Genomic DNA, 12,596 nt, shown 5'->3' with positions numbered 1-12,596 from the left:
AGGGCTGCACCTGCAGCCCTTAGAAATCAAAATTGAATTACGCTTTCAATCCGGTGAGCAACTTTTCCATTTGGTTACTCTGATTTCTCAGGCTTTCAATATTGCTATTGGCTGACTGAATTAGATTGTTGACCTCTGCTGACTGGTCGCGAATGGCTTCGACGCTAGAAGCGATGCTGTCTGCCACAACGCCTTGTTCTTCAGCAGCGGTTGCAATTTGAGTACTGCTGTCAGAAATAACTTCATTCTTTGATGACAAGCTTCCTATCTCTGTATCGACTTCGTTCATCAACGATTGACCTCGGGATGCATTTTCAACCGTGACTTCCATTAGTTTCGTCAGAGAAGAACTATTGTTTTGAAGTGACTCAATCATCGTTTGGATCTCAACAGTAGCCTGCTGTGCTCGCCCTGCCAGATTTCTGACTTCATCTGCAACTACGGCAAATCCGCGACCTTGTTCTCCAGCCCGAGCTGCTTCTATCGCAGCATTCAGCGCGAGAAGGTTTGTCTGTTCGGAGATTGAACCAATGGTTGCGACTACTTCATCAATTTGTGCCGCATTGGCATCAAGTTCTGCAACAGCCTGAGCTGCTGACTGAATTTCAGTACTAAGGCTAGAAATTGACGTCAGAGTATCGGCAACCTTCTTTTGTCCACCTAAGGCAACGAGTTTTGCCTCTTCTGTTTGAGAGCTTGAATCCTGCGCTAACGAAGCGACTTCACGGATAGTTGTTGCCATTTCCTCAGACGCACTAGCCAAAGAATCAAGGTTCGACTGTTGCTGAGTAGAGATTCCATAGCTGGCAGTTGAAGACTGATTCAGCTCTGAACTTATTTGTTGCATTAGCGCGACAGATTCTTGCATCGCCAGCACTAGCTTTTGTTCACGCTCAGAAACTTTATCTATGTTAATGGCAATGACGCTAAATTCGTCCCTTACTGGGAAGTAATTCATTCGGTTAGTCAGGTCGCCATTGGATAGAGTGGATAGCGCCTTGTTTGCGGAGAACATTGCTCCACCAATGAAGGTCATAATATAGTAGACACCAAGCGCGACGATTAGCAGGCTTACCAAAATGGACGTCAGTTGTATGCCCGAAAGAGACGAAACAAGGTCACTTGATGGACCTGCGATCAACGAGAATTGCCCGTCCGACGTAGAAACAGAGTTAGATCCCGAACCAAGCTGGATATTAGGTGATTGAGTAATAATGGAATGAACGTCTTTCTTATTTAGCTCAGAATTCTCAATTAGACTCGTGACTGTTTTCAGTTCCTGCGCAATCGTTTGCTCGACAAGTCGATTAGCAGCATGGTTAAGAACAGAAGATACAATGATAATCGCGAGAGTGGGAAGAAGAAAAAGCAGATAGAACTTCTCTTGAATTTTCAGATGGATAAGGTACTTATCTATCCATCGAAACGGTATTTTTTTCATGAGTAAAGCAGTTCCTTTTGTGAACATCTAACGGAGTTTTATTGATGGTTCACACTATACCATTCAATAAATTGAAGGAATATATACATGTCTCAAAAGTCGATAAAGTTTTTCGTTAAAGGATTAGTACAGGGAGTCGGTTTTCGTTACCACACTGCACATCAGGGTCTTAAACTGGGCTTGGCTGGTTACGCTAAAAACTTGAATAATGGTGATGTGGAAGTATTGGCAAGCGGGCAAATGAGCCAAATCAATGAGTTGGCATTGTGGTTAGAAAAGGGACCAAGAACGGCTAGGGTAGATTCGGTGATAGCCAGTGAAGTCGAATTTGAAGCTCACACTGGCTTTGAAATATTGTGACGAAGTGTTACAAGCATTTTGCTGGTTTAGGCAGACCAGCTAATTTGGTTGCTTGCTTTGCTGGACCCTGACGAAATAGTTTAAAAAGGTACTTGCTGTTTCCTTTTTCTGGTCCGTGCTCCTTTTCTATTGCCTTTACTAACATTCGTACAGCAGGTGAGGTATTAAACTCTTCATAAAACTTACGAACAAAACGAATGACTTCCCAGTGAGCTTCTGTCAGCTCGATTCCTTCTTTCTCTGCAAGTAAAGGCACCAGCTCTTCATTCCAGTCTTGGTGATTACACAAGTAGCCTTGTGCGTCAGTCTCGATTTGTTTTCCTTGATATTCCAGCATAGTCATCAATCATAGAAAATTATGGTCGCGTAGATTAGCGCAGTTAACTTCAAGTTGAAAGTACAAAAAAGCCCGGCTTTAAAAGCCGGGCTTAGAGTAATTCTCGGACGCGAATTAGTCGTCGCTCATTATGCCTAAGATGCTCAACAGGCTAGTGAATAGGTTGAGAATGTTCAGGTACATAGAAATTGTTGCGCTGATGTAGTTTGTCTCTTCACCTCGTACGATTCGACTTGTGTCGTAAAGAATGAAGCCCGAGAAAACTAGCGCAGACACACTACTGATTACTAGGTGAGCCAGGGTTGAGCCTACAAAGATGTTAATAATTGCCGCAACAATAACGATAATCAAACCCGCAATCAGGAAGTTACGCATGAAAGAAAAATCTTTCTTAGTGTTGATTGTGTATGCAGACAAACCTAGGAATACCATACCTGTTAAACCAAGAGCCTGAGCAATAATCATTGGACCATTCGGGATGGAAGCGTAGTAATTAAGCATTGGACCAAGTGCACCACCCATTAGGGTCGTGAACACAAATGTCCATACTAGACCACTTGATGAGTTTACGGCTTTTGGCATAACGAAGAATAGAATACCGATTGCGGCAACTTGCATTACAATCGCGGCAATAGGCGGGATTTGCATTGCCATAGTAGCGAGCGCTGCAATGGCACTTGTTACTAGCGTAAGTGAAAGTAGGAAGTAAGTATTTCGCAATACCTTATTGGTTTGGATCAGACTCTCTGTGTGGCGAGAATTTGATACTATTGGACCGTTCATAATGTTCCTCATCAGGTGACACGTTATTTATAAGACATTTATGGCGCTTAAAGTTCCAAAAATCAAGGGCTCGCAGCGTCTCATGTCTAAAAAATGGTACGAATTATAAAGAGATATGCATTAAACTGTTTGTAACAATTTGTTAATGCTAAGGCTCATAGAGTTTTGCCTCGAGATTAAACGAAAAAATAAGGCGGCAAATGCCGCCTTATCAATACAATGAATCTTACCATTAATGGTGAAGAATCTGACTCAAGAAATTCTGAGTTCGGTCGGATTGAGGGTTTTCGAAGAAATCCACTGGATTGTTTTCTTCAATGATCTCACCCGCATCCATAAAGATAACTCGGTCAGCAACTTCTTTCGCGAAACCCATTTCGTGAGTTACACAAAGCATGGTCATCCCTTCACCAGCAAGCTCTACCATTACATCCAGAACTTCACGCACCATTTCGGGGTCAAGTGCAGATGTCGGCTCATCAAACAGCATGACTTGTGGACTCATGCACAATGAACGTGCAATGGCCACACGCTGCTGCTGACCACCAGAAAGCTGACCTGGGAATTTGTCTGCCTGATCGGGGATCTTCACGCGTTCTAGGTATTTCATCGCAATCGCTTCGGCTTCCTCTTTAGGCATTTTCTTAACCCAAATTGGTGCCAGCGTGCAGTTCTCCAAAACCGTCAGGTGAGGGAAGAGGTTAAAGTGCTGGAAACACATACCCACTTCACGTCTAACAGCTTCGATGTTTTTTAAATCTTCAGTCAGCTCTGTTCCTGAAACAATGATTTGACCTTTCTGGTGTTCTTCTAAACGGTTGATGCAGCGAATCATTGTAGACTTGCCGGACCCTGAAGGACCACAGATAACAATTTTTTCACCCTTCTTCACGTCCAGGTTTATGTTCTTCAATACGTGGAACTCGCCGTACCACTTATTCATGTCCTTCAACTGGATCATGTATTCTTCTTGTTGCGTCATAATACGTCCTTGAACCTGTTAATTATCGTTTGTGACCGGTATGAAGTTTGTTCTCTAGCCATATCGAGTATCTCGACATGCCAAAACAGAACACCCAGAACACTAACGCGACAAATACGTAACTTTCTGTGGCGAAACCTAACCATTCAGGGTCGGTGTTCGCTGCCTGACCAATACCCAGTACGTCAAACATACCAATGATAAGTACAAGACTGGTGTCTTTAAATAGACCAATGAAAGTATTAACAATTGATGGAATCGTGATTTTAAGTGCTTGAGGCAGAATAATTAACCCCATTTTTTTCCAATATGACAATCCTAGGGCGTCTGCCGCTTCATATTGTCCTTTTGGAATAGCCTGAAGACCACCACGGATTACTTCTGCCATGTATGCTGCACTAAACATTACCACACCGATAAGTGCGCGTAGCAATTTATCTGTTTCTGAACCTTCAGACATAAACAAAGGCAGCATAACAGATGCCATGAATAGGACGGTAATCAGTGGAACACCACGCCACACCTCAATGTACACAGTACACAGACTTCGAATGATCGGCATTTCCGAACGTCTACCCAATGCTAGTGCCACACCGATTGGAAGCGATACAATGATACCAACCAAAGCAATGATGAGCGTGACTAGCAGACCACCCCATTTGTGGGTATCGACCACTTCAAGACCAAACACACCACCGTACAGTAAACCAGCGGCCAGGAATGGGTATACATTAACGAAAAACAACCAGATCCAGGTTCTTTTTGGCGTACCTTCATAAGCCAGCAGTGCAACGAAGATAGCTAGTGTCGCAAAGAATAGCTGAGGTCTCCACAGCTCTTCTGCAGGGTAGAACCCATACATAAACTGGTCCCAGCGGACACTGATGAATACCCAGCAAGCTCCGTCGCGGGTACAGTCTTCTCGGGTAAGCCCTGTCCAGTCTGCTGAAAGAAATGCCCAGTCGACAATATTCCAAGTGGCGACAATGGTTATATAACCCAAAATCAAGGTAACAATAGAGTTAACCGGACCGTTAAAAAGATTTTTTCTTGCCCAGCCAACAACGCCTACTGTGTTAGCCGGCGGTGGAAGGTCGGGCTGAAATTGATGCTGCTTCATACTATCTCTCCACCAATGCTACTTTGCGGTTGTAGACATTCATCAACGCAGACGTCACCAGGCTCAGGGTCAGATAAACGGCCATTGTCATGGCAATAATTTCAATTGCCTGACCAGTCTGATTGAGAGTGGTACCTGCGAATACTGACACCAAGTCTGGGTAACCAATAGCCATCGCCAAAGATGAGTTTTTGGTTAAGTTAAGGTATTGGCTAGTCAGTGGAGGAATAATGATTCTTAAAGCTTGAGGAATGACGACAAGCTTAAGCGTTTTCGAACGTGGAAGCCCAAGTGCCATTGCTGCTTCAGTCTGACCATGGCTTACTGCGTTAATACCAGATCGAACGATCTCAGCAATAAATGATGCGGTGTAAACGCTCAACGCGATCAACAGTGCTGCAAGTTCAGGGAGAATGGACACACCACCCCGGAAATTAAACCCTTTCAGTACTGGGTATTCGGCGCTGATGGGCATACCAGCAAGCAGATAGGCAATAAAAGGAAGACCGACAATCAACCCAAAGCCAATCAGTCCAACAGGCGTCTGTTGCCCCGTTAACTTTTGTTTATTCTTCGCCCAGACACTGATCACGATGGTGGCAATAATACCAGCGATCAATGCAACGAAGATAATACCACTGCCGTCTTCGAAAACCGGGCTAGGCATGTACAAACCACGAACGTTCAGGAATATTGCTTCGCCTAAACTGATACTTTGTCTTGGGGATGGCAGAGCCTGAAGAACAGCAAAGTACCAAAAGAAGATTTGCAGAAGTAGGGGAACGTTGCGGAATACTTCGATATAAACCGCTGCGATTCTACTGACAAGCCAGTTACTGGATAACCTGGCAATACCAACAAAAAATCCAAGAACCGTCGCGACTATGATCCCGAGAACAGATACGAGAGCGGTGTTTAAAAGACCAACAACAAAAGTTCTGCCGTAAGAGAAGGTTTCATCATACTCGATCAGAGTAAGGCCAATCCCAAAGCCTGCTTCCTGTGAAAGAAAATCAAAACCAGTGGCAATGCCCCGAGCATCAAGATTACTCAGTGCGTTGTTGATAATGGTGTAGAAGAAACTCGCCAATGCGGTAACAGCAATAACCTGAAACACAATTGAGCGAAACGTAGGATTATAGAGAAGATTTGTGTTCTGTGCCGGTTTATCCGAGCCAGTCACTTTTTTATCAGTAGGTTGCATACAACTATAACCTCAAATCCATATAGCTAAATCTATGTAACAAAAGGGCGGCAAACACCGCCCTTTTTATTTAATTATAATAATCAGTAATTTAGCGGATTGGTGGCGCGTACATAAAGCCACCTGCATTCCACAGTGCATTCACACCGCGAGAAATTTGAAGCGGAGAACCTTTACCTACAGTGCGCTCGAAGCTTTCGCCGTAGTTACCTACTTGCTTAACGATTTGGTAACCCCAATCGTCAGCCAGACCAAGACCTTTACCCTTAGGACCGTCTACGCCAAGAATACGCTTAACGTTTGGATCTTTAGATTTCAGCATCTGGTCAGCATTCTTAGAAGTAATGCCGTATTCTTCAGCGTTAACCATTGTGTTAAGAGTCCACTTCGCGATGTTAAACCAAACATCGTCACCCTGACGTACAACAGGGCCTAGAGGCTCTTTAGAGATGATTTCAGGAAGAACGACTGCAGAAGCCGGATCTTTCAGGTTCAGGCGAAGTGCGTACAGACCAGATTGGTCAGTTGTAAGAACATCACAACGGCCGGAGTCGAAACCTTTTGAAGTTTGTGCCGCTGTATCGAATACAACTGGCTTGTAAGACATGCCCTGGTTGCGGAAGTAATCAGCCAGGTTCAACTCTGTTGTCGTACCAGACTGAACACATACAGATGCGCCATCCAGTTCCTTAGCACTGCTGATACCAAGATCTTTCTTAACCATGAAACCTTGACCGTCGTAGTAGTTTACGCCAACAAAGTTCAGACCAAGAGCCGTATCACGGTGCAATGTCCAAGTGGTGTTACGAGATAGAACGTCAATTTCACCAGACTGAAGTGCGGTGAAACGTTCTTTTGCAGTTAGGGGTACGTATTTAACTTTTGACTTATCGCCCAAAACTGCAGCGGCTAGTGCCTGACAGTATTCAACGTCAATACCTTCCCATTCTCCTTTAGAGTTAGGGTTAGAAAATCCTGGTAGACCGGTACTTACTCCACACTGGAGGAAGCCCTTAGACTTAACCTTATCTAAAGTGCCATCTGCTGCGTGAGCGGTGGTTGCCATCATGGCGGCTGAAGCAGCAACTACGGAAGCAAGAATAGTGAGTTTCTTTGCCATTTGAATCCTTCCTGTATCATCCATGTAAAACCAATCGAAATCGGTTCACGTTAAGTTGTGTTAGTGTTTTATGCTGTTGTGGTAGCAGTACGGCACGCTATTCACACAGCTATTTATAAGCGTAGGAAAGGATTTGAAATTTCTCAAATTATTAATTTAAAAGAATTTTTGAGTGCAATTGCAAATCCGGACGTATTTAGAATGACGAAATGTAATACGAATGTAAATAGTGCAAGAGCGCTACAAAATTGTGCGTTAGAGTTTTTATTGCTGTCAGAGGTCATTAATTAGCCATTGATATTGCTATGAAATTATTTACTAGATGATATATCTCGCAATAAGTAGAAATTTGAATGATGATCTCTGGATGAATATTGACCACATATCCCTAATGCCCCCTTTTTGTTAGTATTAGGGAATCACGAAATTCATTGCAAAGGAATAGGATGCGATATTTCCCGTTATTTTTTGACTTAAATCACAAGCCAGTATTGGTAGTAGGAGGGGGAGAGGTTGCATCTAGAAAGGTAGATTCACTGCTCAGAGCTGGTGCAGACGTTACGATCATTTCTCCAAAAATTGACCCTTATCTCCAAAAGCTGGTCGAAGAGCAAAAATGCCATTGGGTAAAAGCCTTTTACAGCCCGGATATGATGACAGATTATATCCAGATTTGGGCAACGACCGATAACCCAGAACTGAATCATAAAGTTCATGCAGATGCCAAGCATAAAGGCATCATGGTGAATGTAGTTGACGACCAACCATACTGCGACTTTATTACGCCATCTATGGTTAACCGTGGTCGAATTCAAATTGCCATTTCAAGTGGTGGGGCGTCACCAGTACTGGTTCGAAACATTCGCGAGAAACTGGAGTCGCTGTTATCTCAGAACATCAGTCTGCTGGCTGAATTTGCCGCATCTAAAAGAAACAGCATCAAAGAATCGCTTCCTTCGGTAGATTCACGTAGGAAGTTCTGGGAAGCGTTCTTCTCAGATCCTAAGCTAGATACTGTTGAAGACAGGGCATATCTTGAAGAGTTGTACGAAGCGCGCCTGAATGACACGGACTATGACAGCGGATCTATGACATGGCTGGAATACAGTGATGATGTAGAGTTGATGTCAATTAAAGGACTAAGGCTGATGCAACAGGCTGAGCTTGTCTTAGCGCATAAAGATTGCCCGTTTGAATTTGTTGATTTGTGCCGTCGTGATGCGGAGCGAGAAACATTTTCTAGCTATGCTGAGCTTTCTGCCAAGCTCGCACATTCTGAGATTCCTTCTCTTCGTGTTGTGGTTTTCTTCCCGAAAGGTGAACAACACAATCCAGAGCTCAAGATTCTGGCTCAAAACCAGACTTTGATAGAGATTGCCTCTACAAGATAGAAAGCAGATAAAACAAAAGGCTTCATTCAATGAAGCCTTTTTAAAAAGTTAACTGCAAATTGCGAGATATCCGCTTGAAAAGCTGAGTTAGTCTCGGAAGTTTTCGTATTGGAAAGGCTGACCGAGGTCTGACTGCTTAATCAGAGCAATCACAGCTTGCAGGTCGTCACGCTTTTTACCCGTTACGCGTACTTTCTCGCCCTGGACAGCAGCTTGAACTTTTAATTTGGCGTCTTTGATTGCCTTAACAACCTTCTTCGCCATCTCTTTGTCGATACCTTGCTTGAAAAGTACCGTTTGGTTCCAGGTTTTACCTGTTGCATCCGCTTTCTGTGAGTCCATTGAGTTTACATCCACCCCACGTTTGGTGAGATTACCGCGTAAGATGTCTCTCATCTGCTTTAACTGGAACTCTGCTTCTGCACTAAGTTTTACAGTTTCGTCTTTCAGCTCAAAGCTAGCTTCAACGCCACGGAAGTCGAAACGTGTAGCCAGCTCACGATTGGCATTATCTACCGCATTACGAAGTTCAACGGTGTCAATTTCAGAAATAATGTCAAAAGAAGGCATGGAATTATCCTTTGGTTGCGCGTGATTTTATGGCGTCTGCCAGCATATCTAGCATATCGACCGTGTGCTCCCAGCTCAAGCATGGGTCGGTGATTGACTGCCCATAAGTCAAAGAGTGAATGTCGTTCATTGGCTGGTTACCTTCAAGAATGAAGCTTTCAGCCATAATACCTGCAATGTAACTTGAACCAGAACGGATTTGGTCACAAATATCTTGCGCCACTTCCAGTTGCTTACGATGCTGCTTTTGGCAGTTAGCGTGACTAAAGTCGACCACAAGTTTTTGTGGTAAGTCGAATTCTGCTAATTGCTTGCAGGCATTTTCAATCGATTCAGAATCGAAGTTAGGTCCTTTATCTCCACCACGAAGAATGACGTGACCATAAGGGTTGCCCGATGTACGGTAAACCGTCATTCGTCCATTCTTGTCTGGCGAGTAAAAGTAGTGAGACGCGTGGGAGGCGCGAATTGCATCAATGGCAATCTTAACGTTTCCGTTCGTGCCGTTTTTAAAGCCAACAGGGCAGGAAAGTGCAGATGCCATTTCGCGATGAATCTGAGATTCAGTAGTACGTGCTCCAATCGCACCCCAAGTGATGAGGTCGGCAATGTACTGACCAGTAATCATGTCGAGGAACTCAGTCGCCGTAGCCAATCCGAGTTTGTTAATGTCCAGAAGTAATTTACGCGCTTTGTTTAAGCCCGCTTCCAGCGCATAAGATCCGTCCAGGTTAGGGTCGGTGATCAAGCCTTTCCATCCGACAACGGTTCTTGGCTTTTCAAAATAAGTACGCATAACGATGAAAAGCTCATCTTTGTACTTGTCCTGGATGTCACTCAAACGCTTCGCATAATCCAGCGCCGCATCTGTGTCGTGAACCGAGCAAGGACCAACAATAGCGAGTAGTCGGTCATCTTCACCAGCTAAAATGGCTTCAATTTGTCGACGAGACTGTTCGATTCGCTCGGCAACGTCATCCGTGAGTGGGTGAGCTTGAACCAGCTCTGCAGGGGTAGGCATAGGACCTAGCGGCTGAGTTCTTAATTCGTCTGTCTTTAAGGGCATGTTCACGCCTGTTGTTGTACTACAAAGCGGTTAAGATAGCTGAAATCCATAAGGGAATAAACACGCAATTCTCCATATGAACAAAAACTTATCTTTACACGCGAAATATCGCAAAAAAATGCCCGAAATGTACAGCTGACTTGACATGCCGTTGTTAGAACTTGACGCAATATAGGCTTAAGTTATCCAGAATTTAGTTTGGTGACGCTGTCACTTATTTGAGGTGGCTTTAGAAGACGATCTTAATCTTTGTTTACATTTTGTTGACATTTACAGTGGCTTTTATTTAACTGGTCAGACAAGTTAAATAAATTAGGAGCAACGGATGCTCTCAGCTCTCCAAAAAGCCAATCTCTATCTTCAAATTTTTGGATTCTCTAAAGTGCCACTGATTTGGCTCTGCAGACCTAAGATTCTAAATATTGATGAGCAGTCTGTAGAAGTTCGCATCCCACTGCGAAGGCGAACCAGAAATCACCTGAACAGTATGTATTTTGGCGCGTTGGCAATTGGCGCCGATTTGGCTGGCGGCTTTATGGCGATGGGAAAGGCTCAAGAAAGAGGTGGAAAAGTTTCTCTGGCGTTTAAAGCTGTAAAAGGTGAATTTCTAAAAAGACCGGAGCGAGACGTTCATTTCACGTGCTCGGATGGTGAACTGATTGACCAGATGCTGGATGAGACGTTTTTAACAGGAGAACGGGTCAATAAACCAGTAACCATTACCGCCACTTGCCCATCCTTAAATGGAGATGAGCCCATGGCGGTATTTGAGCTGGTGCTATCAGTGAAAGCAATTAAATCGTGATTTGTTCAATGTCGACGATCTTTGAACGGTTTAGCACGATTTTCCAACGATAGTAATTGGGTTCAGCGTCGTGATTATCTTCTTTGATGATTAAGTTCAGCAAATGACGTTTTTCAACGGATTCTTTGCTTACCTGGCCATCTTTTAGCTGATAGATCTTGCTGGAGCCTTTGTCCATTAATCGGGCAATAGGGCTCAGACTAACGTTTAGTGTTTCTCTCGTTTGCTCGTAACCACTCATAAACAGAGTGGTGGTCATTTCAGTCTGGCTTCGGTAGTGCAAAACTTGCTCTTCCCGTTGAGCGACCCGGCGTTTGCGTATTTTCTGAATTCTGTCTGGCAGTTTGGAGTAACTAGTGTAATCGAGCCATTCGATTTTTTGCCCAACCATTTTATTAGTACTTGGGTCGAAATATCGACCACGCCATTTAGGTTTGCCTTTACGAATCCAGCGCCAAAGTATATCCCTGAGGTCGTCTTTGAATATCTCACGCAGCGCATAAATAAAAGACATAATGATGATGAAAGACACGGTAATCTCTCCCAGACGATCTCTCATCAGAATGGCAATGGTGGTTACAAATATCATCACAAACCCCGTCGCGATGCCTTTTACTGCACGCATCACGTTCTTACCCATAGAGCGGTTTTTCTTTTTCAGAACAATAGGGTATTCAATTAAGCGTCGCAGCAAGCGCATTTTGTTCGACATGCGGGTAATGTCGTTGCGCGCTTTCTTAGAGTTGTAGCGATTGAGTTCACGATGAGCCACCTCTTTTTCGCAAAGGACAATCAAACGTTCTTTGATTGCACCATACTCTTTGCCTCGTGGAAGGTGTGCCACCAGTGAGAGAAAGTGCTGTTCCGTGTACCAGGAAAGGTAGTTATCGATGTTAGCGTAATAGCGTTTCTGAGTTTCATCGTATGGAATGGAGCGGCGCAGTCGCTTAAGAATGTCTAATGCGATACCAATTACGTCATCCACCTCTTCTTCGGTGACGCTGTCACGAGATTGTTGATTCAATTCGTCTACGGCCTTATCCAGAGCGATAAGGTATTGGTAAGCATACAAACTCAAGCTAACACGATACTGGTTATTAGAAAGTTGTCCCCGTTTTGCTAACCGGCTGTGTACTAGTGGCAGGTGTGTTTTGTCACTGTAGTAGGCGCGTTTTTCACTGATCGCCCCGTAGTAAAAATCGTTTTCAGACAAAACGTCTGCGCTAAGCCCTAATTCCCCTGGGGCAAATATATACACGTCCAAATCCAACATCTTGGTGGTCGGCATAACGTGCGTAATTTTTAAAGTTAATGCGTCTTGTTTTTCAACCGTTATCAAATAGAAGTCCTTTCTTTTTATTTTTATGTCGTGAAAGCGTAATCAAAAGATTGGTATAGAATAATAAGTCAGATATCA

13 protein-coding genes are annotated in these 12,596 nt (G+C 43.9%); 3 read left to right on the top strand and 10 right to left on the bottom strand.

Translation table 11 applies throughout. The features are described 5' to 3' along the window. Positions 1–37 precede the first annotated feature (37 nt). The gene (locus tag INR79_RS10025) at positions 38–1,441 is read right to left on the bottom strand and encodes a methyl-accepting chemotaxis protein (RefSeq protein WP_223093953.1); all 1,404 of its coding nucleotides are present in this window, start codon (positions 1,439–1,441) and stop codon (positions 38–40) included. An 87-nt stretch (positions 1,442–1,528) separates the two neighbouring features. Here INR79_RS10025 and yccX point away from each other — a divergent pair, with 87 nt between their 5' ends. Further along, complete coding sequence (gene yccX / locus INR79_RS10020) at positions 1,529–1,801, top strand: acylphosphatase (protein WP_223093951.1); 273 nt, start codon at positions 1,529–1,531, stop codon at positions 1,799–1,801. A 7-nt stretch (positions 1,802–1,808) separates the two neighbouring features. On the opposite strand, the gene INR79_RS10015 is transcribed toward yccX, so the two are convergent. The 6 genes from INR79_RS10015 to INR79_RS09990 form a co-directional block, all read right to left on the bottom strand. Beyond that, complete coding sequence (locus tag INR79_RS10015; protein WP_004399706.1) at positions 1,809–2,138, bottom strand: TusE/DsrC/DsvC family sulfur relay protein; 330 nt, start codon at positions 2,136–2,138, stop codon at positions 1,809–1,811. A gap of 114 nt (positions 2,139–2,252) precedes the next feature. Next, positions 2,253–2,921 (bottom strand): Bax inhibitor-1/YccA family protein, encoded by a 669-nt coding sequence (locus INR79_RS10010; RefSeq protein WP_004399705.1) that lies wholly within the window; start codon positions 2,919–2,921, stop codon positions 2,253–2,255. A gap of 232 nt (positions 2,922–3,153) precedes the next feature. Beyond that, positions 3,154–3,903: an amino acid ABC transporter ATP-binding protein gene (locus INR79_RS10005; protein ID WP_022550782.1), complete on the bottom strand. Its 750-nt coding sequence runs from the start codon at positions 3,901–3,903 to the stop codon at positions 3,154–3,156. 22 nt (positions 3,904–3,925) lie between these two features. Next, positions 3,926–5,023, bottom strand: coding sequence for an amino acid ABC transporter permease (locus INR79_RS10000; RefSeq protein ID WP_004399703.1), 1,098 nt, complete (start codon positions 5,021–5,023; stop codon positions 3,926–3,928). Position 5,024: 1 nt separating this feature from the next. Further along, positions 5,025–6,227, bottom strand: a complete 1,203-nt coding sequence (locus tag INR79_RS09995; RefSeq protein WP_004399702.1) for an amino acid ABC transporter permease — start codon at positions 6,225–6,227, stop codon at positions 5,025–5,027. A 91-nt stretch (positions 6,228–6,318) separates the two neighbouring features. Beyond that, entirely contained in the window at positions 6,319–7,347 is a 1,029-nt protein-coding gene (locus INR79_RS09990) for an amino acid ABC transporter substrate-binding protein (RefSeq protein WP_004399701.1), read from the bottom strand. Between the two features lie 446 nt (positions 7,348–7,793). Here INR79_RS09990 and INR79_RS09985 point away from each other — a divergent pair, with 446 nt between their 5' ends. Continuing rightward, positions 7,794–8,738: a bifunctional precorrin-2 dehydrogenase/sirohydrochlorin ferrochelatase gene (locus tag INR79_RS09985; protein WP_223093950.1), complete on the top strand. Its 945-nt coding sequence runs from the start codon at positions 7,794–7,796 to the stop codon at positions 8,736–8,738. An 87-nt stretch (positions 8,739–8,825) separates the two neighbouring features. Here the strand turns inward: INR79_RS09985 and INR79_RS09980 are convergent, their stop codons facing one another. Both INR79_RS09980 and INR79_RS09975 read right to left on the bottom strand, forming a co-directional pair. Further along, positions 8,826–9,308, bottom strand: coding sequence for a YajQ family cyclic di-GMP-binding protein (locus INR79_RS09980; protein ID WP_004399699.1), 483 nt, complete (start codon positions 9,306–9,308; stop codon positions 8,826–8,828). A gap of 4 nt (positions 9,309–9,312) precedes the next feature. Beyond that, complete coding sequence (locus INR79_RS09975) at positions 9,313–10,374, bottom strand: 3-deoxy-7-phosphoheptulonate synthase (RefSeq protein WP_022594893.1); 1,062 nt, start codon at positions 10,372–10,374, stop codon at positions 9,313–9,315. A 325-nt stretch (positions 10,375–10,699) separates the two neighbouring features. Between INR79_RS09975 and INR79_RS09970 the strand changes: the two genes are divergently transcribed. Then, positions 10,700–11,179, top strand: coding sequence for a DUF4442 domain-containing protein (locus tag INR79_RS09970; protein ID WP_223093949.1), 480 nt, complete (start codon positions 10,700–10,702; stop codon positions 11,177–11,179). On the opposite strand, the gene INR79_RS09965 is transcribed toward INR79_RS09970, so the two are convergent. Then, positions 11,169–12,518 (bottom strand): hypothetical protein, encoded by a 1,350-nt coding sequence (locus tag INR79_RS09965; protein ID WP_004399696.1) that lies wholly within the window; start codon positions 12,516–12,518, stop codon positions 11,169–11,171. The genes INR79_RS09970 and INR79_RS09965 overlap by 11 nt on opposite strands. Between the last annotated feature and the right edge of the window lie 78 nt (positions 12,519–12,596).

The organism is Vibrio sp. SCSIO 43132 (assembly GCF_019904195.1).
GTDB lineage: Bacteria > Pseudomonadota > Gammaproteobacteria > Enterobacterales > Vibrionaceae > Vibrio > Vibrio nigripulchritudo.
This window is presented reverse-complemented; position numbering and strand designations above follow the sequence as displayed.

What these genes read in the sequence shown, in the direction of transcription:
- INR79_RS10010 (WP_004399705.1), bottom strand. Translation starts at nt 2,921, where the DNA reads ATGAACGGTCCAATAGTATCAAATTCTCGCCACACAGAGAGTCTGATC.
- INR79_RS09985 (WP_223093950.1), top strand. Translation starts at nt 7,794, where the DNA reads ATGCGATATTTCCCGTTATTTTTTGACTTAAATCACAAGCCAGTATTG.
- INR79_RS09975 (WP_022594893.1), bottom strand. Translation starts at nt 10,374, where the DNA reads ATGCCCTTAAAGACAGACGAATTAAGAACTCAGCCGCTAGGTCCTATG.
- INR79_RS10015 (WP_004399706.1), bottom strand. Translation starts at nt 2,138, where the DNA reads ATGCTGGAATATCAAGGAAAACAAATCGAGACTGACGCACAAGGCTAC.
- INR79_RS10005 (WP_022550782.1), bottom strand. Translation starts at nt 3,903, where the DNA reads ATGACGCAACAAGAAGAATACATGATCCAGTTGAAGGACATGAATAAG.
- INR79_RS09970 (WP_223093949.1), top strand. Translation starts at nt 10,700, where the DNA reads ATGCTCTCAGCTCTCCAAAAAGCCAATCTCTATCTTCAAATTTTTGGA.
- INR79_RS10000 (WP_004399703.1), bottom strand. Translation starts at nt 5,023, where the DNA reads ATGAAGCAGCATCAATTTCAGCCCGACCTTCCACCGCCGGCTAACACA.
- INR79_RS09995 (WP_004399702.1), bottom strand. Translation starts at nt 6,227, where the DNA reads ATGCAACCTACTGATAAAAAAGTGACTGGCTCGGATAAACCGGCACAG.
- INR79_RS09990 (WP_004399701.1), bottom strand. Translation starts at nt 7,347, where the DNA reads ATGGCAAAGAAACTCACTATTCTTGCTTCCGTAGTTGCTGCTTCAGCC.
- INR79_RS09980 (WP_004399699.1), bottom strand. Translation starts at nt 9,308, where the DNA reads ATGCCTTCTTTTGACATTATTTCTGAAATTGACACCGTTGAACTTCGT.
- yccX (WP_223093951.1), top strand. Translation starts at nt 1,529, where the DNA reads ATGTCTCAAAAGTCGATAAAGTTTTTCGTTAAAGGATTAGTACAGGGA.
- INR79_RS10025 (WP_223093953.1), bottom strand. Translation starts at nt 1,441, where the DNA reads ATGAAAAAAATACCGTTTCGATGGATAGATAAGTACCTTATCCATCTG.